Source organism: Fundicoccus sp. Sow4_D5 (genome assembly GCF_052116365.1).
Lineage (GTDB): Bacteria > Bacillota > Bacilli > Lactobacillales > Aerococcaceae > Fundicoccus.
On record NZ_JBQKLF010000006.1, the window covers coordinates 144,113 to 162,606 of the forward strand.

The 18,494-nt window shown below is 37.2% G+C and carries 22 protein-coding genes; 2 read left to right on the forward strand and 20 right to left on the reverse strand.

Annotation, left to right across the window (positions count from 1 at the left end; all coding sequences use genetic code 11):
• Positions 1-246: 246 nt before the first annotated feature.
• The 16 genes from clpP to ACTQ45_RS08760 all read right to left on the reverse strand — a co-directional run bounded on the left by clpP (position 247) and on the right by ACTQ45_RS08760 (position 12,684).
• Positions 247-840: an ATP-dependent Clp endopeptidase proteolytic subunit ClpP gene (clpP, locus tag ACTQ45_RS08685; protein WP_441752922.1), complete on the reverse strand. Its 594-nt coding sequence runs from the start codon at positions 838-840 to the stop codon at positions 247-249.
• 360 nt (positions 841-1,200) lie between these two features.
• Complete coding sequence (gene rpmF, locus ACTQ45_RS08690) at positions 1,201-1,380, reverse strand: 50S ribosomal protein L32 (RefSeq protein ID WP_441752924.1); 180 nt, start codon at positions 1,378-1,380, stop codon at positions 1,201-1,203.
• Between the two features lie 43 nt (positions 1,381-1,423).
• On the reverse strand, positions 1,424-1,969 hold the full coding sequence (locus ACTQ45_RS08695; RefSeq protein ID WP_441752926.1) for a YceD family protein: 546 nt from the start codon (positions 1,967-1,969) through the stop codon (positions 1,424-1,426).
• Positions 1,970-2,071: 102 nt separating this feature from the next.
• Positions 2,072-3,295: a tRNA(Met) cytidine acetate ligase gene (locus tag ACTQ45_RS08700; protein ID WP_441752928.1), complete on the reverse strand. Its 1,224-nt coding sequence runs from the start codon at positions 3,293-3,295 to the stop codon at positions 2,072-2,074.
• Positions 3,296-3,325: 30 nt separating this feature from the next.
• Positions 3,326-4,075 carry a class I SAM-dependent DNA methyltransferase gene (locus ACTQ45_RS08705; protein WP_441752929.1) on the reverse strand — a complete coding sequence of 250 codons (750 nt, stop codon included), beginning with the start codon at positions 4,073-4,075 and terminating at the stop codon, positions 3,326-3,328.
• Positions 4,072-4,437, reverse strand: coding sequence for a ribosome silencing factor (rsfS, locus tag ACTQ45_RS08710; protein WP_441752930.1), 366 nt, complete (start codon positions 4,435-4,437; stop codon positions 4,072-4,074). The genes ACTQ45_RS08705 and rsfS overlap by 4 nt, the downstream gene beginning before the upstream one ends.
• An 11-nt stretch (positions 4,438-4,448) precedes the next feature.
• Positions 4,449-5,054, reverse strand: a complete 606-nt coding sequence (gene yqeK, locus ACTQ45_RS08715) for a bis(5'-nucleosyl)-tetraphosphatase (symmetrical) YqeK (protein WP_441752932.1) — start codon at positions 5,052-5,054, stop codon at positions 4,449-4,451.
• A gap of 15 nt (positions 5,055-5,069) precedes the next feature.
• On the reverse strand, positions 5,070-5,744 hold the full coding sequence (locus ACTQ45_RS08720; RefSeq protein ID WP_441752934.1) for a nicotinate-nucleotide adenylyltransferase: 675 nt from the start codon (positions 5,742-5,744) through the stop codon (positions 5,070-5,072).
• Between the two features lie 13 nt (positions 5,745-5,757).
• On the reverse strand, positions 5,758-6,075 hold the full coding sequence (gene yhbY, locus ACTQ45_RS08725) for a ribosome assembly RNA-binding protein YhbY (RefSeq protein ID WP_441763467.1): 318 nt from the start codon (positions 6,073-6,075) through the stop codon (positions 5,758-5,760).
• Between the two features lie 17 nt (positions 6,076-6,092).
• On the reverse strand, positions 6,093-7,208 hold the full coding sequence (yqeH, locus tag ACTQ45_RS08730) for a ribosome biogenesis GTPase YqeH (RefSeq protein ID WP_441763468.1): 1,116 nt from the start codon (positions 7,206-7,208) through the stop codon (positions 6,093-6,095).
• Complete coding sequence (locus tag ACTQ45_RS08735; RefSeq protein ID WP_441752939.1) at positions 7,201-7,725, reverse strand: YqeG family HAD IIIA-type phosphatase; 525 nt, start codon at positions 7,723-7,725, stop codon at positions 7,201-7,203. Before ACTQ45_RS08735 ends, yqeH begins: the two co-directional genes overlap by 8 nt.
• Positions 7,726-7,958: 233 nt before the next feature.
• A complete protein-coding gene (locus ACTQ45_RS08740) occupies positions 7,959-8,186 on the reverse strand; it encodes a YkuJ family protein (protein WP_441752941.1) in 228 nt (75 codons plus the stop codon).
• Between the two features lie 196 nt (positions 8,187-8,382).
• The gene (locus ACTQ45_RS08745) at positions 8,383-9,252 is read right to left on the reverse strand and encodes an NAD(P)-dependent oxidoreductase (RefSeq protein ID WP_441752943.1); all 870 of its coding nucleotides are present in this window, start codon (positions 9,250-9,252) and stop codon (positions 8,383-8,385) included.
• The gene (locus ACTQ45_RS08750; protein ID WP_441752945.1) at positions 9,245-10,465 is read right to left on the reverse strand and encodes a glycosyltransferase; all 1,221 of its coding nucleotides are present in this window, start codon (positions 10,463-10,465) and stop codon (positions 9,245-9,247) included. The genes ACTQ45_RS08745 and ACTQ45_RS08750 overlap by 8 nt, the downstream gene beginning before the upstream one ends.
• A gap of 213 nt (positions 10,466-10,678) precedes the next feature.
• Entirely contained in the window at positions 10,679-12,418 is a 1,740-nt protein-coding gene (gene ptsP, locus ACTQ45_RS08755) for a phosphoenolpyruvate--protein phosphotransferase (RefSeq protein WP_441752947.1), read from the reverse strand.
• Positions 12,418-12,684: a phosphocarrier protein HPr gene (locus ACTQ45_RS08760; protein ID WP_153833336.1), complete on the reverse strand. Its 267-nt coding sequence runs from the start codon at positions 12,682-12,684 to the stop codon at positions 12,418-12,420. Before ACTQ45_RS08760 ends, ptsP begins: the two co-directional genes overlap by 1 nt.
• A 289-nt stretch (positions 12,685-12,973) precedes the next feature.
• Between ACTQ45_RS08760 and ACTQ45_RS08765 the strand changes: the two genes are divergently transcribed.
• Complete coding sequence (locus ACTQ45_RS08765) at positions 12,974-13,249, forward strand: DUF1827 family protein (RefSeq protein WP_441752959.1); 276 nt, start codon at positions 12,974-12,976, stop codon at positions 13,247-13,249.
• A 134-nt stretch (positions 13,250-13,383) separates the two neighbouring features.
• On the opposite strand, the gene ACTQ45_RS08770 is transcribed toward ACTQ45_RS08765, so the two are convergent.
• The 3 genes from ACTQ45_RS08770 to ACTQ45_RS08780 all read right to left on the reverse strand — a co-directional run bounded on the left by ACTQ45_RS08770 (position 13,384) and on the right by ACTQ45_RS08780 (position 17,176).
• Entirely contained in the window at positions 13,384-14,970 is a 1,587-nt protein-coding gene (locus ACTQ45_RS08770) for a peptide chain release factor 3 (protein WP_441752949.1), read from the reverse strand.
• A gap of 99 nt (positions 14,971-15,069) precedes the next feature.
• Positions 15,070-15,768, reverse strand: coding sequence for a DivIVA domain-containing protein (locus ACTQ45_RS08775; protein WP_441752951.1), 699 nt, complete (start codon positions 15,766-15,768; stop codon positions 15,070-15,072).
• Positions 15,769-16,114: 346 nt separating this feature from the next.
• Entirely contained in the window at positions 16,115-17,176 is a 1,062-nt protein-coding gene (locus ACTQ45_RS08780; protein WP_441752952.1) for a M42 family metallopeptidase, read from the reverse strand.
• Between the two features lie 92 nt (positions 17,177-17,268).
• On the opposite strand from ACTQ45_RS08780, the gene ACTQ45_RS08785 reads away from it, so the two are divergent.
• Positions 17,269-17,721 (forward strand): GNAT family N-acetyltransferase, encoded by a 453-nt coding sequence (locus tag ACTQ45_RS08785; protein WP_441752954.1) that lies wholly within the window; start codon positions 17,269-17,271, stop codon positions 17,719-17,721.
• A gap of 148 nt (positions 17,722-17,869) precedes the next feature.
• Here the strand turns inward: ACTQ45_RS08785 and ACTQ45_RS08790 are convergent, their stop codons facing one another.
• Positions 17,870-18,004 carry a hypothetical protein gene (locus tag ACTQ45_RS08790; RefSeq protein WP_441763469.1) on the reverse strand — a complete coding sequence of 45 codons (135 nt, stop codon included), beginning with the start codon at positions 18,002-18,004 and terminating at the stop codon, positions 17,870-17,872.
• Positions 18,005-18,494: the final 490 nt, after the last annotated feature.

An 18,494-nucleotide genomic window follows, 5' to 3' on the forward strand; every position in this document is an offset into this window, starting at 1 on the left:
AGCATGAATCCTACGCTATGGCAATCAAAATGATTGAATTAGCTTAGTTTTCTATCAAAAATGACAAGCGCTTACGATGGTCTTTTTTTGTCCAATCATGTATATTTTTCACAATACTCCTTGTCATTATTTATGCGCTTTCACTTGTTTTCATCCTCTTCTTGTATCTGATTAGTCAAAATATGTAAACTTGTGCGCAAACAAAAAAACTACGGTGCTTTTAAAAGCACCGTAGTTTCTTTGATTTTATTTTAATTTCTTACTGGATTCCATAATTTCGTCAATCAGACCGTAGGCTTTTGCTTCTTCAGCTGACATATAATTGTCGCGATCTGTATCTTTTTCAACCACTTCGATCGGTTGACCTGTATTATCACTGATAATTTTATTTAAGCGGTCACGCGTTTTTAAGATGTGACGAGCCGCAATTTCAATTTCAGTTGCTTGCCCTTGTGCTCCACCTAAAGGTTGGTGAATCATTACTTCAGCGTTAGGTAAAGCATAACGTTTACCTTTTGTACCAGCTGCTAATAGGAATGACCCCATTGAAGCTGCCATGCCAATCACAATTGTTTGGACATCAGATTTGATAAAGTTCATCGTGTCATAAATCGCCATTCCTGATGTGACGCTTCCTCCTGGAGAGTTTATATATAGGTAGATATCTTTTTCTGGATCTTGTGCATCCAAGAATAATAATTGTGCAATCACACTATTCGAAACGTTATCGTCGATTGGTCCACTTAACATAATAATACGATCTTTTAATAATCGTGAATAAATATCATAAGCACGTTCGCCACGAGACGATTGCTCTATTACCGTAGGTACTAAATTCATTCGATTTCCTCCTTAATTACTAACCTTTAATTAGTTTACTGTTTTAGTATAAACCATAGGTCAAAAAAGGTCAACTTTATTCTTCCATCAAGAAGGTCAAATAAAGTGCCTGTTAGTTCTTCATAAACTTTACACTAAATCTAATCAAAGCGACATGATTTTGATCGGTTTACTCAACTGATTTGATCCATGTTCACTTAATACTTAGTCTTAATGTTCGCATATCTTCAAACTGCTTAGTTACTATTTGGAACGTGAATATGGCATTATTTTCACAGTAGTTTTAGTGGTTGGATGTTTTGGTTTTCTAAAAAAGAGTAAAAAAAAAACCGTGCACTAGGCACCGGTTTATTCTGTAAATTATTTTGCTGTTTCAACAACTTGTTTGCCATCGTAGAAACCACATGATGAACATACACGGTGGCTTAATTTTAATTCACCACATTCAGGACAATTGTTCATGCCTGGTACTTCTAATTTAAAATGCGTACGACGTTTTCTTTTAGTTGCTTTTGATGTTTTTCTTTTTGGAACTGCCATTTTCTTACACCTCCTGGTTTAATTTGGGTTCAAGATAATGCGTTTATTCATCATCTTTAAGTTTTAGCGTTTTTAAGGCTTCAAAGCGTGGATCTACCGATTCAACTTGTTCTTCAACTTTTTGAGCATTGTATGCTTCCTCTGTTACGACTGTCCAATTATTACCTGACGGCATTGCGCCTTCTTCTTCATCAGGAGCAATGACACGCACGGGTATATTTAATAATACCACGTCTACGACAGCCGCGTCGAGGTCGATATAATCGAATTCAAGTTCGATTGCGGTTTCCTCGTAATCTTCAGCATTATACGCTTGACCGGGAAGAATGTAACGTTCACTTATAGGAACGGATAGTTCTACTCGGACTGGTTTCAGACTGCGGCTTGATGGTAAAGTTATCACTGTTGTAAGTTCACAGTGCAAGACAATATCCTGATCATAGGGTACGAAATATCCTACCACACGAACGGGGTCCAAATGAATAACCGAATCATCTCTCAGTTTAACCTGATCAAAGACCGATAATTGAACATCAAAATTGAGTAAATCGCCTTTATGTTCTTGAATCTGTCTAATCGTCCATTTCATAATATCACCTCTAAAACGACAAACTAAATTATACTTAACTTCACTAGTGTTGTCAATCTTTCACTTTAATTTATTTAAACTTTTATATCACTATTAAAATGGCTAGTTTTCACCTTGTATTGGATAGCGACTATAGTTTTGTTCAGCTACCTTTACGCGAGGATTTATCGCGACTATCCGGTCTGCTCTTAGCATCAAATCATACCGTTTTTGATACTTTTGGACATAGTTACTAAATAACTCTATTTTACTATGTTTCTTTAAACGTTTCAGCAAGATTCTGCCTGCTGGTCGATAAGCAAGAATACGTAATAAAGGTCGCTTTTCAATGTTTGAGCGGTAGTTTTCCCACTCTTCAGTTTGAATATCTAAAAGTACGGCTAGCAAGACTCTTTGAATAGATGATTGCGTCCAGCGTTTCGAAATTAATGATTGGCGATAGTCTGAAAAACTAAGCGCGGTATCGATGTTTTTTAACAATAAATGTTCGAGGCCTTCTTTGACGCCAAAAACCTGCCTTAAAGTCTCTGGACGATGACAAGTTAGTTGGTACTTCAATGGCAGCCAGTAGTCTTCCCAGCCTACAGAATGGCCCTTATTTAATTCTTTATAAGTTTCTTCCGGAAGACTATCTGTCGTTAATGCCTTTTGTCGCCAAAGTTGACGAATGTGACTGCCACTGTGTATTTTAGCTTGTTCGCTATCAAATTGAATAAATACTTCTGCCTGCTGGGCTGAAAGGAGTCGTGGAATTGCTAAGATATCCATCGGTTGTTTTAGGGCTTGATTCGCTTTTACATATTGAATCCCTAACATATGATTGGGGCTCGTCGGATTAAAAGTCGTTTCTAATGGAACGCCTTCTGTTTCTTGTGTCTTTAATTCATCTATGCCCATTTGCATTGCAGCAGCATAAGAAAAACCTTGTGCTAAGTATGTCTGAATCGCTGCTTGTAAAGCCACCTCATTCTCCTCTAGCCAAGCGACATGAGCCTTAAGTTCACATTCCGTTGCCGTTTCCGTTCCGAACACCACCGTATCACAGCCAAGCCTCGCCAGGAGTTCAACACCCGTCTTAGCAAAATAGTCCGCTGATTGAAGACTAGCTAATAGAGGTAGTTCCAGAACTAAATCTGCTCCGTAATGAACGGCTAATTGAGCCCTTTGCCATTTATCCAAGACGGCAAATTCACCTCGCTGAACGACATTGCCGCTCATCAAAACGATGAGAACGTCCGCTTGGCTTGTTTGTTTAGCCGCTTGAAGCTGGTAATGGTGCCCATGATGGAAGGGATTATATTCAGTTATAATTCCAACAACTTTCAATACATCACCTCAAAAATAAGAATGTCTACACTATTTAACGCAACGGAAGAACCAACGATCTGTTTGACGATCACGTTTTTTATGCAAATGACTAGTTCCAAAATTAACTAAAACCTCGATGTTTTTATCGCCAAAACCTGCCGCTTTTATAGCACTTAGATAAGTCTCTAATGGATAGGTTCGCTCTGTTAATTCGACGTCTACACGTTTGTATAAAGAAGACTCTGTTTGTTCAAACACGCTTAAATAATGACTCACTTGGTTTCTACTCGGTTCAGATTCACTATCCCAAATAATCGCAGCAGTGTCATCACTATCAAAATAATTAAATCCGTCAAAAACTTGATTGATTTGATAAGGTGTCCACACATCAAACAATAGAGTACCTCCGTCAGATAGTCTTTGATACATTTGACTAATAGCTTGAGCAACCTGTTGTTGGTCTGCTAAGAAGCACAGTGAATCCGCATAACAAGTGACTAAGTCAAAGTTAGTAGGTAAGTTATCTAAGGCCAACATATCAGCCATTTGAAACTCAATGTTTCCTCCGGGCTGTTGTTCTTTCCTAGCGATATCCAGCATCGCTTCATCAATATCAATTGCAGTAATATGATCGACGAATGGCGCTAACAACTGCGGAAACCAGCCGGTCCCGCAAGCTACATCGAGCACTTGCTTTGGCTGTTGAGCAAGCGAATTTAACGTAAAGTCTAACCACGCTTCATAAGCATCAAGTTCATTAAAACGATCATAAACATGTGCTATTTCGGAAAAACTCATTCTCCAGCAATCCAATCTGAAATATCAACGAGTGGTGCATCTCTCCAAACTTTTTCCACATTGTAATGTGTACGTTCTGAATAGTAGAACACATGAACAATAATGTCATATAAATCGATTAGGATCCATTTGCCACCCTCTTTACCTTCGACACTTTTTACTGGAATACTTGCCTTTTCAGCTGCTTCAACAATGGCATCAACAATTGCGCCTAATTGTTTTTCATTTTTAGCATGCATTACCATGAAATAATCTGCTAATGGTGTTAATTGAGCAACATCCATTACCATAATTTCTTGAGCTAAACGGTCATCTGCGGCTTTTACAATTACTTCTAAATTTTCATAATTTTTATTTGTCATAATGTCTCCCTTTAAATTGAACTCTCTTGTGTACTCACCCAAGCATTATAAATATCGATGGTTCCAGTGAAAATGGCTACTCGTTGCTTCAGTAAATAGTTTATTGTACGAATCATTTTATACTCACAGGCTTCTGTGAGGTTCTCACCAGTCAGTCGACGAGCTTTCTTAACGCCTTTAAAATCTCGCCCTGGCTCGATGTAATCAGCCATATAGATAATTTTTGCAAGTTGGTCCATTTCAAACCAACCAGTCGTATGTCCAGCAATAGCCTTTAAAATCGATTCATCCTGACAGTTGAAGTCAGTTCGACAAATTTGCGCTGCTGCAGGACCATGCCAGATATCACCCGTTGCTGTTTTTAACGCTTCATTGGGCCAATAAGCAAAGGCCAAATGAAACATCGCTTGATCATCCATTTCTTTTGCAAAATCATGCATCAAGGCAGCAATACTGACTTTTTCTAGATTTACACCCAAAGGCTCAGCAATTTTTAAAGCTGTCTCTTCAACACGTAAAACGTGAGCAAAACGACTTGGCTTAATTTGTTTGCGTAACTCTCCAAGTAAGTCATCGCGTGAACAATTGATGAATTCATTAGAATACATGATACTCATATTATTGCCCTCTTTCTATTTGCTCGAATAGAGTCTGTGTTTCTCGATATACTCTTCCACTTCACGCGGAACTTGATAACGAATTGATTGCTCTAAATAAACACGTAAACGAATTTCAGTCGAACTTATATCAACAGATGGTGAATCTACCCATAACACTGGATAAGCGCTATTGTAAGGTAATTCTCCAGGTCGCCTAACGCCTACTAACTGAACGAGTTGAACGAGCTCATCAATATTGCGCCAAGTATATAAATCACGTGCACTATCTTGGCCAATGATAAAATAAAAATCAGACTCCGGAAATTCAGAAACGAAATGACGCATCGTGTCGACAGTATAATTTTTCCCACCACGATTGACTTCATAAGGCTGTAATCTAAATAATGGATTACCGGCAATCGCTTTTTGCACCATTTGTAAACGATGCTGTGAAGCGATCGTTTCTTTTCCTGGTGCATGAGGCGGCTTCGCTGTTGGCATAAACCAAACTTCATCAAGTTCTAGCTGATTGCCTACTTGTTCTGCCATCAACAAATGACCAAGGTGAGGTGGATTAAATGTCCCCCCTAATATCCCTATTCGATAACGTCCTGATGGCGTCGGTTGAACGGCTTCTTGTGTAAAGCTAAAGCTATCTAAGGCTTCATCTAACGAAAGAAAACTTCTGCCCACTGTTTCGACTGTCATTTACATCGGCTCCTTATGCAATATTCGATACGTCTAAACTAATCTTTTGAAATTTCTCTCTACTTGATTCACGATATAAAATCGCTGTGTTTCCAACTGTCTGAATAACATACGCATCGATTGCTTCAGCGATTTGTGCTGCAGCTTCCTCAATTGTTTCAGAACTATTCTGCAAAATATTAAATTTAATTAATTCACGTTTTTCAATTGCTTCATCCACTTGTTTAATGAATACATCTGTTAAGCCTAATTTCCCTAATTGGAAAATTGGTTTATGTGAATGTGAAATTTTACGTAAGTATTTTACTTGTGTTTTAGATAATTTTTCCATAAATAACTCCTTTAAATTTAAATAATTGCGTCGCGAATCGATAGTCCCACACCTTTAGGGGTCCAGACCACCACTTCTGCTGGTTCATTTACTGTAAACCAACCTAAACCAGAAATCGCAACATCTTGATCTGGTTTTAATTGAATGGTTCTTGAAACTAACTCTGGAAAGTTTTCTAGAGATTCTTTATAGGGTGGGCTTAATAGTTCACCACGATGTTTTTCATAAAACTCCGCTGCGCCGCTTGTTTTTGTGCGGTGTAATTTAGCATCTTGTGACACATAATAGGTAAAGGCTGCTCTTTTTCCACGTGTAAAATCAACTCGTGCGGCTGCGCCAATAAAAATTGTTTGATCTGAGTTCAATTGGAAAGTCATCGGTTTTAAAGGCTTCGATGGTAACAATTGTTTGATTTCTTCACGATTTAAATAGTGAGCCAACTGAGTGCGGTGAACTATCCCAGGTGTATCAACAATCGAATGCTTATCAGTTAAAGGAATTTGGATCATATCCAATGTTGTCCCTGGATGATTCGACGTTGTAATAATTTCTTTTTCACCACCAAAATAGGCTATCAATTGATTAATCAAAGTAGATTTACCTACGTTGGTCACACCTACAATGTAAATGTTTTGGGTTTGAACTTCTTTTTTGATTAACTCAATCAACGGTTCTAACGTATTCTTTTTAGTGGCACTAATTAGAAAAACCTCTTCTGTTCTTAAACCATTCTGATGAAGTACTTGTTTCAACCAGTGTTTCACACGGTTTTCTTTCGTTACTTTGGGTAGTAAATCGAATTTATTCGCCACAACCACAATTGGTTGATTACCTACGAAACGTGTTAAACCATTAATTAAACTTCCTTCAACATCGAAAATATCGACAACATTAACCACTAAGGCTTCATCATCGTTTGATATTTCGCTTAATTTTTCAAGAAAAACATCATCGTTAATTGTTAAGTCTTGTAATTCATTATAGTGACGTAATCTAAAGCATCGTTGACAATAGAAATTATCACGCTCTAAGCCTTTCGCTAATGCTGATTCTGGTAAATAACCCGCTTCATTTGCTTCTTCAGTTTGTATGACTGCACCACAGCCAATACATTGGTATTCTTCTTTAGTCAAGTTGGTCCCCCCAATTTCCTTTGCGATCAATTCCCACTATTTTTAACGCTATTTTTTCTAAATTTCTGTTAATCCAAGTATAAATATTATCATTTTGTGCAATTGGTTTAACAAGAATCACATCTAAACCGAAACGATTCGCTCCAATGACATCTGTCATCACTTGATCTCCAATCACGACAATTTTATCGTTGGGTGTCACTAGATTGTCGACTGCCAGTTTGAAGTTCTTTTTGAATGGCTTCAAAGCACCCGCTGTGAAAGGTACTTCTAAGGGTTCAGCGACTTTCGCTACTCGATTGTGATTATTATTAGACAGTAAGTAAACTTTAACCCCTGCTTCTCGCAAGTCTTTAATCCACTCTGCCATGTCATGTGTATGTTCCCATTCGTTCCAGGCAATTAATGTATTATCTAAATCAACAATCACTGCATGGTATCCTCGTGTCAATAAATCTAGACCTTTAATCGAATATATTGAATTAATGGTCCAGGTAGGTGTAATAAAACGCTTCATTATATCTCCTTTAATTACTGCATCATTCTTTAACTAGATTTTCACTCAATTCTTGCGCATTGCTATTATACCATATTCCATCCTGCCTTGACGCGTTTGTTGCTGAGCAAAAAAGCATCTTAGACTAATTTTAATAAAACAATGAAAAGCTTCGGGTAAATCAAAGGCTACTGATAAAACCCCAATAAAAAAGACTTCCTCAGATGAAGAAGTCCAACGTGATATTCTGACTATTAACCTAGTAAATCAAAGATTTCAATTGCTACCAAATCAATATCATCAAATCTAAAGACAGTGCCTGTTGCACTCTCCGTCATTTCAAATGCGTCGCTTTCAGTAATATAAGCAACCTGACATTTTTCAACGCCTTCTAATTCGAAACGTCTTACTTCCGTTTCATTATCAGTGTTTGTCATTGCTTCTAGTCTTTGGATAATTCCAGTTAAAACAGATGGTTTCATCTAATTTCCCTCTCTATATTCAAGTATACAGCCCTTAGCGTCTCATGAATCAACAAGCTGTTTGATGCTTTGTCGAAAAAAATATGACAGCCAAACAGTCATTGGACTATAGTATTAACAAGCTCATTTCAAAAATTAATAAGCATACTTTTAATATAGTCTTATCCTATCAAATTCATTTGAAATTGCAAGAAAACTAAGCAAATTTCTCCCATAATTTTATTAATGCTTGAGTTCCCTCATCACCATAGCCTTCATCGCACAGTTTTTGATATAATTTAGCAGCTAATTCGGCACCTGGTAAAGAAATTTCCATCTTTTCTGCTTCATCTAAAGCAATTTTTAAATCTTTTAAAAAGTGTTTCGCAAAAAATCCAGGCGTATAATCACCTTTCAAAATTCTAGGCGCATAGTTGGCAAGTGACCAATTGGCAGCAGCCCCACCACCAACAGTATCTAAAACAGTTTCAAGATCTAAACCAGCCGTTTTGGCATAAACTAACAATTCAATCATACCCGTCATTGTGCCCGCAATCATGATTTGATTAGCCATTTTTGTATGTTGGCCTGCTCCTGCACTTCCTTGTAATGTCACTTTAGCTGAAAAAACATCTAATAAAGGTTTCACTTCATCAAATGTCGCTTTATCTCCTCCAACCATCGTTGTTAGACGCGCTTCACGTGCCCCCAAATCCCCACCAGAAACTGGAGCATCTAGACTTTTTATGCCGTGTCGAGAGGCAGTTTCAGCAATTTTTATTGCTAAGGAAGGCGTACTCGTTGTCAAATCAATAAATAAACTATTGGAATGAACGCCTGCAAATAACCCCTCTTGAGAGAAGTAGACTTCTTCTACATCTTGTGGATAGCCAACTATTGTCATCACAACATCAGCTGCATGGGCGACTTCTTTAGGTGTTGAACACCGTTTAGCGCCTAAGCTAACTAACTCGTCTGCCTTAGCTTGAGTCCTGTTGTAAACAAATAATTCATGTCCAGCAGCTAATAAATGTTTAGCCATACTATTTCCCATTACACCTAAACCAACAAAACCTACTTTAGTCATTAATGATTCCTCCTACCATTATTTCTCGAATTGTGTCTTTCACTTTAGTATATAGTTTATCAAATTTCTTTGAATCAGTTGATGATGTAAATTCATCAATCACCTCTTGATAGTACTTTGACACACGTTCACCGAAATATTCTGATGATAATTCGATCAACTGACTTTGATCAATTTGTTGAATCTCATCTGATACTTTTTTAGATAGGAACTCTAAGGTGACTTCAGATAAATCTTGTTCATCGTCAAAGAGCGCACCAAAATTTTGATTAGGCATTATTGATTCTAAATATGAATTACGACGAGCGATGATCGGCAATCGGTTTGCGAAGGCTTCTAGGTATGTTAAGCCTTGTGATTCAGAATCACTCGCATTAATATACAAATCAGCCATTTGATAATAGCGATCAACTTGATCGTGATCAACGCCACCAACAAAGACGATATCCAGTTGTTTTTCTTGATTCAATTCTTTTAAATCTTCTAGAATCGGACCATCACCTGCAATAACCAAACGAGCATTCGGAATTTTTTCTTTTATCTTTGGATAAGCAGCAACCACTTCATCAATTTTCTTTTCTTTTGAAACACGCGAAAGTGACAATAACACCACATCAGATTCTTGCAGATTCAACTCATTACGTACATCCACCCTGTTTTGTGCTAAATAACGTGGCATTTTAACGCCTGTTGGAATAATTTCAATTTTTTCAGAAATACCATAATCACGTAATTTATCGTGAGTAATCTTACTTGGCGTCACAATGCCGTTTGTCTGATTACAATATAACTTCGATAAGTAACGGACATGACTTGCATGAATCAAATTCCCTTGTAAAATATAATGCGTATAATTTTCGTACATAGTATGGTAAGTATGGACATTTGGAATTTTCATTCGACTCGCCACATATTTGCCTGCCATACCTAAACTGAACTCTGTATGAGTATGTACTATTTCAATATCGTTTTGTCTAGCTATTTTTAAGCAACGATCAAACCCACTGTAGGCAATGCGGCGATCATCGTAATTTACAAAAGGGATACTAGGCAGTCTAACGACCCCAATTTCTGGTTTCGCAGCTGGATCGGTCGTTGTAAATATAATTACATTATGTCCTTGCCTGACAAGTTCATCACGCAATAATTTTACCGAAGTTGATACACCGCTCACTTGTGGAAAGTATGTATCAGTAAAAAATCCTATATTCATTTCTTCACCATCTCATTCTAATCCGTATAATCATCTTTTATATGGCTTACATCATTCTTAAAACTTTAACACACTGCTTATATTATAGGCAATTTTTCTTTAAAATAAAAGTCTTTCCCCTCATCCTAAAGTACTCTTTTTCTCTATATAATGCAAAAACTCCAGGTACGAGACCTGGAGTTTGATGTTAAATATTAATGATGACTGAATAAATTACGCTTCTTCAGTTGCTTTGCGTACTGCTTCTTCAACTAAAGCCACCACTTCTTCAGCTGTTCCACATTCATTGATTGCTTTATCAGCTAAAGCTTCCATTGCTTGTGAATCAAGTTTGCTAATCAAGCTTCTCGTTTGTAGAATACTTGTTGCACTCATCGAGAACTCATCTAAGCCCATACCTAATAATAATGGAACAGCCATTTGATCGCCTGCCATTTCACCACACATACCAGTCCATTTACCTTCTGCATGAGATGCATCAATAACATTTTTTATCAATGTTAAGATTGAAGGGTTGTAAGGTTGGTATAAGTATGAAACGCGTTCGTTCATTCTGTCTGCAGCCATTGTATATTGGATAAGGTCATTTGTTCCGATACTAAAGAAATCAACTTCTTTAGCGAATTGTTTAGCTAAAACTGCTGCTGCAGGAATCTCTACCATGATACCGACTTGAATTGTTTCAGAAACTACAACACCTTCGGAAATTAATTCTGCTTTCATCTCATCGTAAATCTTCTTAGCTGAACGGAATTCTTGCAAAGTAGCAATCATTGGGAACATGATACGTAAATCACCATGAACAGAAGCACGTAATAAAGCGCGTAATTGCGTTTTAAACATATCTGTTTGATCTAATGAAACACGAATCGCACGGTATCCTAAGAATGGGTTCATTTCTTCTGGTAAATCTAAGTAAGGTAATTCTTTATCCCCACCTATGTCCATCGTACGAACGACAACACCTTTACCATCCATTGACTCAAGAACTGTTTTATAAGCTTCGTATTGTTCGTCTTCAGTTGGGAAATCAGCTGAATCCATGTATAAGAATTCTGTACGGTATAGACCAACGCCATCCGCACCGTTTTCTAACACACCTACAACATCTTTTGGCGTACCAATGTTTGCTGCTAATTCAATATGTTTTCCGTCTTTTGTTACTGATTCAGACTCCACAAGTTTAGCCCACTCCGCTTTTTGACCATCATAAGCTGCAAGTTTTTCTTCATATTGCTTGATTTCATCTTCAGTCGGGTTAAGAATAACCTCTCCTTCTAATGCATCAACAATAATCACATCGCCATCTTTTACAGTAGTTGTAATTGATTGCGAACCAACAATTGCAGGAATTTCTAATGAACGAGCCATAATTGCCGAATGTGACGTTCTACCACCAATATTTGTTACAAAAGCCTTTACATACTTTTTGTTTAATTGTGCAGTATCACTTGGAGTTAAATCGTGTGCAATCACGATTACTTCTTCGTTGATTGTTGCTGGACTCGGTAACTTCACACCTAATAAGGCTGCAAGCATACGTTCTGAAACATCTTTAATATCCGCTGCACGTTCTTGCATATATGGATTATCTTCCATTGATGCAAAAATTTGGATAAACATATCAGAGACATTTTTTAATGCAGTTTCGGCATTTACCTTGTCTGATTCAATCTGACCTTTAACCTGATCTGTAAATTCTGGATCAGCCACAACTAATAAATGAGCTTCAAAAACTTGAGCTTCTTCTTCGCCTAATGATTCTTTGGCGATATCTCGAATAGCTGTAATTTCTGTAATCGTTTGAGCAATCGCTTGCTCAAAACGTGTAATTTCCGCTTCTGAATCATCAATCGTAACTGTTTCAAAACTCAAATCTGGTTCAGTAAGTAAGTAAACGGGTGCAATAGCTACACCATCACTTGCTGCAATACCAGTTAATCGTTTGACCATTATTCTGATAATCCTTCGTTCTTCATTGTTTCAGCTACAGCTTCAATTGCTGCTGCTTCATCTGCACCTTCTGCTGTAATAGTAACATCTGCACCTTGACCAACGCCTAATGACATTACACCCATAATAGATTTTAAGTTAACTGACTTACCTTTGTACTCTAAGTTTAAATCTGACGAGAATTTGCTCGCTGTTTGAACTAATAAAGTAGCTGGGCGTGCGTGAATCCCTGTCTCTGCAATTACGTGAAAGTCTTTTTTCTCCATATTAAAAACTCCTTTAGATAATTTTTTTTGAGGGGTTCTTCACTTGGTTTTACACATGAGTGAAACCCTTTCAATGACTAGAATACCATTTTTTTAGGCATCTAACAACAATAAACATCATTTATGATCATTACATTGTTGACTCAAACAGTATAAGACAATTTTACAAGAAATAAAAGGGCTAAATGACAATTAATTTCATTTTCGAAGTAAATTCATCGCTTTAACCTGTTATTTTTCTTGCAAAAGAGTATAATATAGTTACATTAAGGGGGCGTTGCAATTGAAAATGATCGATGTAACGAATAATCATTTCGAACTTGTATCAAAACAGTTAGAAAACACAGACGCATTTAACGTCAAAGTTTATTCATTAGGCTCAACAACTGTCATTTATACTGAAGCAAATACTCACAAGAATGTCATTGTTCTAAACAGGTCACGAACAGTCCGAGACCAAGAGGTTAATTTTGCTATTGCAAAATTATTAGATCAAGAAAATCGTCATAATTTAGAAGTCTTAAAAGGACACAACTTTGTTCAAATCGAAAAAATTATTCGATAATCAATAGCCTGAGTCAGGCTCTAGTTATTTCTTTACAACTTAATTTTTTTGCTTCTTATCACGCTATAAAAATACCAGCCAGACTTGATCAATAGATCGAGCCTGGCTGGTATTTTATTATCTTTGGTTAATGATTATAATAGTTGTTTTAATTCAATCTCTGGATACTTATCTTTGAACCAATTTTCAGCAAAAGTATTCTCGAATAAGAAGACGGGATTGCCAAAACGGTCACGCGTTAATAGGTTACGACTTGAAGACATCTTTGGATTTAAATCTTTAGGATCAATCCAACGTGCTATTTTTGAACCCATTGGCGTCATGACAATCTCTGCATTATATTCATGCAGTAGACGATATTGGAACACTTCAAACTGTAATTGTCCAACCGCTCCAGCAATATACTCTTCCGTATGATAAGTTTTATAAAGCTGAATGGCACCTTCTTGAACCAATTGTTCTATCCCTTTATGGAATGATTTCTGTTTCATAACATTCTTAGGTGTCACACGCATAAATAGCTCTGGCGTAAATTGTGGTAAAGGTTTAAATTGAACGGCTTGATTGCCTGAATAAATAGTATCGCCAATTTGTAAGTTACCCGTATCATAAAGTCCAATAATATCACCAGCAATTGCCGATTGAACTTCTTCACGTGAATCCGCCATAAATTGAGTCGTATGAGCCATACGAATGGATTTCCCTGTACGTTTCAATGTTACGTTCATCCCTTTTTCAAACACACCTGAACAAATACGAACGAAAGCAATTCGATCACGGTGAGCCGGGTTCATATTCGCTTGAATTTTAAAGACGAAGCCAGTGAAACGTTTTTCATCCGGTTCAACCACAACGTCATCCATCGCTTCTGTTTCAGCAGGTGCAGGCGCTAGATCAACGAAAGCATCGAAAAATGTTTGAACACCAAAGCCTGTTAGAGCCGAACCAAAGAAAACAGGTGTTAATTTACCAGCAGCAATCGCTTCACGGTCAAACTCATTTCCAGCTTCATGTAGTAAAGTAGCATCTTCCAAACCTTGTGTATAAATAGAAGATTCTTTAAAAGAATGTTCCCCCACTGCTTCACCATTTTCATCTAGAGGTACGAAAACTTCTGTTTCATCCTCTTCATCCGTATGGCGTAATTCAACCCGTTTATTATATAAATCATATAAACCAAGTAAACTTTTCCCCATTCCCATTGGCCAGTTCATTGGATAAGCCTGGATGCCTAAGACATCTTCCAATTCCGATACCAACTCTAACGGCTCGCGACCATCACGGTCTAACTTGTTAATAAATGTGAAGATTGGAATTCCACGCATACTACATACTTCAAACAATTTCTTTGTTTGTGGCTCGATCCCTTTACCAGAATCGATCACCATAACAGCAGCATCAACCGCCATTAATGTACGATATGTATCTTCTGAGAAATCCTCATGCCCTGGCGTATCTAGAATGTTTACTTGGTAACCATCATAGTCTACTTGCATGACTGAACTTGTTACAGAAATCCCACGTTGTTTTTCAATTTCCATCCAGTCTGATTTAGCAAATTTATTGGATTTCTTGCCTTTTGCCTTTACTGTCCCTGCTTCACGAATCGCCCCACTGAATAGTAATAACTGTTCAGTAATCGTCGTTTTACCCGCATCCGGGTGAGAGATAATCGCAAAAGTACGGCGTTTTTTTACCGCTTTGTCTAGTTGTATACTCATTTTAGTCCACCTAACTCACTCTCTATAAAATCTTCTCTACTCAAAAAAAGTCGAACAACACCTTAACTGGTATTGTTCGCTCTCACTTACCTTCACCGTTTAATTGCCGCCTTTAACGCGTTTAAAATTTACTAATTTATTATTTAAATCTAAATCATCTAAATCAAATTCAACTTCTGTTTGTTTTTCATTGGCGATAACGTCTTGAATTAATTTTTCTAATTCACGTTTTTCTCGCTCACTTAAATTATTCTCTTGTGTCGCTTGACGTTTTTCAGTATCAATTGTCACTTCACTGAAATAACCATCTTCTTCGTAAGCATCTACTTGTAAAAGCAAACGTTCAATTTGGCTTTCAGGATAAATGGCATCAAAGTCAGTTTTCTTAAGCATCTCTTGATAGCTTGAAAGAATATCTAGCATTTCACCCTTCATCTGTTTCAATTGATCTTTTAAGTTACTTCCGTTACCAACTAACTCACGACTATTATACGCAAATTCTTCTTTAAATTGTAGTATTTGTTCTGTCGTACGTTCTTTTACTTTATTTGCTTCATTGCTTGCCGTCTCAATGATGCTATTGCCTGTCAAACGAGCGTCTACAACGCCATCTTTCAAGGCTTGTTCAATCTCTTCATAGTAAGTAATCTTCTTTTCAAAGCTTTCCATTTTGCTTTGGAATTCACTTACTTGGCTTTCAAGTGCTTTGATACGAGCTTCTTTTTCCTCTACCAAATTCAACACTTGTCCCCTATTGTAGCCAAGAAGACTTAATGATATTTCTCCGATTTCAGCCATAAATCCACCTTCTCTAATCACGCTATTCTTTGTATATACAACCACAACGCTAGTCTTATTCTTTAATCATATCAAATAATGTCAGATATAGCATTATTTTTTTTCAAATATCTAATTGTTTCTCTAATCTTTAAACAGACTAGTCGCCTATTCGAGACATAATAAACACACTATCCTTCATCTTCAGATAATTTAAAAACTACGACACCCGCTTTCAACAAAAGATGGTCTTAAAAAAACTGGCGACCTCCCATTTAATCTAATAAGAATAACCCCCGCAAAGTTAGAATTTCAACTCTAACTTACGGGGGTCACATCACTTAGAAATCTTTTATATTGTGATTAGTTAAACCATTGGTGACTCTAAATAGACGAGAATTAAGTTGTAAGTCGCGTCCACTGATTTAGCATGAGTTCTCTCATAAGCATGGCTTGCATCAATCCCAGCACCAATTAAACCATGACGTACATCCACTCCAGCTTTCATCGCTGCTGAAGCATCACTACTATAGTACGGATAAATATCTACTTGGTGAGCAATTGCATGTTTCTCACATAAATCAACCAAATGGTTTCTTAACTGTAAGTTATAAGGACCTGAACCATCTTTGGCACAAATAGATACTGTGTATTCATCTGATGTTTGATCGTCTCCTATCGCACCCATATCGACGGCTAAGTACTCGATCACCTCATCAGCAATGTTAGAGTTGCCACCATAACCAATCTCTTCATTGTTCGAAATGTAAAAATGAGTCGTGTGTGCCAATGTCACTTCGCCAGCTTTAACTTTTTCAATCAGTTCTAATAACAATGCTACACTCACTTTATCATCCAAATGACGAGACTTAATATAACCTGTTTCAGTAATTTCAATATTGGGGTTAAAGCTTATGAAATCTCCCACTGCAATCCCTAAGGCTGCAACCTCTTCTGGACTATTCACTTCATGATCTAAGCGAATTTCCATATTGTCTTGGTTACGTTCGCCGTTACGAGCTTCCTTGTAAACATGGACACTTGTCTGATGCATTAAAATCGTTCCATCGAAAGTCTTATTCGTACGACTTGCGTGTACCTGACAGTAATTGCCATCGATTGAGTTGTAGCTAAAGCCACCAATTAAATCAATCTTCAAACGACCATCTGCTTTAACTGCGCGAACCATTGCTCCTAGAGTATCCACGTGAGCCGTTATGAATCTATGTGCTTGATTATTAGTTCCATCTAAGCTGACTAACAGTCCACCCTTAGGTGTTATTGAGTGCTCAACTGAATGTTGAGCAAGTTGGGAGGATATTTTCTCCATAATGGCCTGTGTAAAGCCAGTTGGTGAGGGAGTACCTGTTAAATCAGCGATACGTTCTAAGCGCGCTTTAGATTCTTTTGTAAGTTGATAAGTAGTCATTAATTAAATTCCTTCTTTCAGATAAATATTTACATTAAACATTAGAAAATGTAAGATAGTTTCATCATACTGATTTACGAGAGGAGTTTCAAATGTTAAATTTTGAATGGTTTGAGGGAACTCAATCTCCCATGTTTCGAGACGCTTTATCAATCCGTCAACAAGTATTTGTGATTGAACAAGGGGTTGACGTTTCCTTAGAGATTGATGGTGAAGATGATCAACGCTGGCATATTGTAGCTTACATGGACGAGCAACCCGTCGCAACAGCACGTGTTTATTTCCCTTACGATGATCAGCGTTTAAAAGTACAAAGAGTCGCCGTAAAACAATCTGTTCGAGGGCAACATATTGGTCATTACTTAATGAAAGCAATCGAAGAATGGGCCCGAACTCGGTCTGCTGAAGGATTAATTCTCTCAGCTCAAGATCAAGTCATCCCTTTTTACGAAAAAAATGGCTATGAAGTGACAAATGAAGAAGGCTACCTAGATGCCAACATACCGCATCATGATATGGAAAAACAATTAGCCAAAGAAATTTAAACTTTCGCTTAATTAGAAGCTTGCTTCTAATTAAGGCACTTATTTGTAACCAATTTATAGAAAAGGTTTATAAGTAGACAGCGCGTTTAGATGCTGTCTACTTTTTTGTGCTTTTACGTCTTTGTAAAAAGATTCCACCAAGCTGCCATTACTTCGACAACTTAGACAGACAGCCAATGGCGCCTTGAAACTCAAACAATCGATTGGCAGCCCCAGTCATTTTCACTAAAGTTTTATAAGCAACACTCGATAGATTCAAGCTATTCCCTTTTAATTGTCCCACTCATTTTCTGAGTGGGCACGTTAGATTTTTAATGTGACCACTCAAATCACGAGTGGAACAATTAGAGTCGAAAGTTAACCTAGAGCGTGTATTATTAAATGGAAAGTTTAATTTTCGGGGCTAATTTAAGCCAATTTCCATTAAATTACCTTTTAATTGTCCCACTCAGAAGATGAGTGGACACGTTATATTTTTAATGAGACCACTCAAATCACGAGTGGAACAATTAGAGTCGAAAGTTAACCTAGAGCGTGTATTATTAAATGGAAAGTTTAATTTCCGGGGATAATTTAAGCCAATTTCCATTAAATTACCTTTTAATTGTCCCACTCAGAAGATGAGTGGGCATGTTAGATTTTTAATGTGACCACTCAAATCGCGAGTGGAACAATTAGAGTCGAAAGTTAACCTAGAGCGTGTATTATTAAATGGAAAGTTTAATTTTCGGGGCTAATTTAAGCCAATTTCCATTAAATTACCTTTTAATTGT

Bases quoted from the DNA above. Each gene is read 5' to 3' on its own strand.
- clpP (WP_441752922.1), bottom strand. From the start codon at position 840: ATGAATTTAGTACCTACGGTAATAGAGCAATCGTCTCGTGGCGAACGT.
- rpmF (WP_441752924.1), bottom strand. From the start codon at position 1,380: ATGGCAGTTCCAAAAAGAAAAACATCAAAAGCAACTAAAAGAAAACGT.
- ACTQ45_RS08695 (WP_441752926.1), bottom strand. From the start codon at position 1,969: ATGAAATGGACGATTAGACAGATTCAAGAACATAAAGGCGATTTACTC.
- ACTQ45_RS08705 (WP_441752929.1), bottom strand. From the start codon at position 4,075: ATGAGTTTTTCCGAAATAGCACATGTTTATGATCGTTTTAATGAACTT.
- rsfS (WP_441752930.1), bottom strand. From the start codon at position 4,437: ATGACAAATAAAAATTATGAAAATTTAGAAGTAATTGTAAAAGCCGCA.
- yqeK (WP_441752932.1), bottom strand. From the start codon at position 5,054: ATGAGTATCATGTATTCTAATGAATTCATCAATTGTTCACGCGATGAC.
- ACTQ45_RS08720 (WP_441752934.1), bottom strand. From the start codon at position 5,744: ATGACAGTCGAAACAGTGGGCAGAAGTTTTCTTTCGTTAGATGAAGCC.
- yhbY (WP_441763467.1), bottom strand. From the start codon at position 6,075: ATGGAAAAATTATCTAAAACACAAGTAAAATACTTACGTAAAATTTCA.
- ACTQ45_RS08735 (WP_441752939.1), bottom strand. From the start codon at position 7,725: ATGAAGCGTTTTATTACACCTACCTGGACCATTAATTCAATATATTCG.
- ACTQ45_RS08740 (WP_441752941.1), bottom strand. From the start codon at position 8,186: ATGAAACCATCTGTTTTAACTGGAATTATCCAAAGACTAGAAGCAATG.
- ACTQ45_RS08745 (WP_441752943.1), bottom strand. From the start codon at position 9,252: ATGACTAAAGTAGGTTTTGTTGGTTTAGGTGTAATGGGAAATAGTATG.
- ACTQ45_RS08750 (WP_441752945.1), bottom strand. From the start codon at position 10,465: ATGAATATAGGATTTTTTACTGATACATACTTTCCACAAGTGAGCGGT.
- ptsP (WP_441752947.1), bottom strand. From the start codon at position 12,418: ATGGTCAAACGATTAACTGGTATTGCAGCAAGTGATGGTGTAGCTATT.
- ACTQ45_RS08760 (WP_153833336.1), bottom strand. From the start codon at position 12,684: ATGGAGAAAAAAGACTTTCACGTAATTGCAGAGACAGGGATTCACGCA.
- ACTQ45_RS08765 (WP_441752959.1), top strand. From the start codon at position 12,974: ATGATCGATGTAACGAATAATCATTTCGAACTTGTATCAAAACAGTTA.
- ACTQ45_RS08770 (WP_441752949.1), bottom strand. From the start codon at position 14,970: ATGAGTATACAACTAGACAAAGCGGTAAAAAAACGCCGTACTTTTGCG.
- ACTQ45_RS08775 (WP_441752951.1), bottom strand. From the start codon at position 15,768: ATGGCTGAAATCGGAGAAATATCATTAAGTCTTCTTGGCTACAATAGG.
- ACTQ45_RS08780 (WP_441752952.1), bottom strand. From the start codon at position 17,176: ATGACTACTTATCAACTTACAAAAGAATCTAAAGCGCGCTTAGAACGT.
- ACTQ45_RS08785 (WP_441752954.1), top strand. From the start codon at position 17,269: ATGTTAAATTTTGAATGGTTTGAGGGAACTCAATCTCCCATGTTTCGA.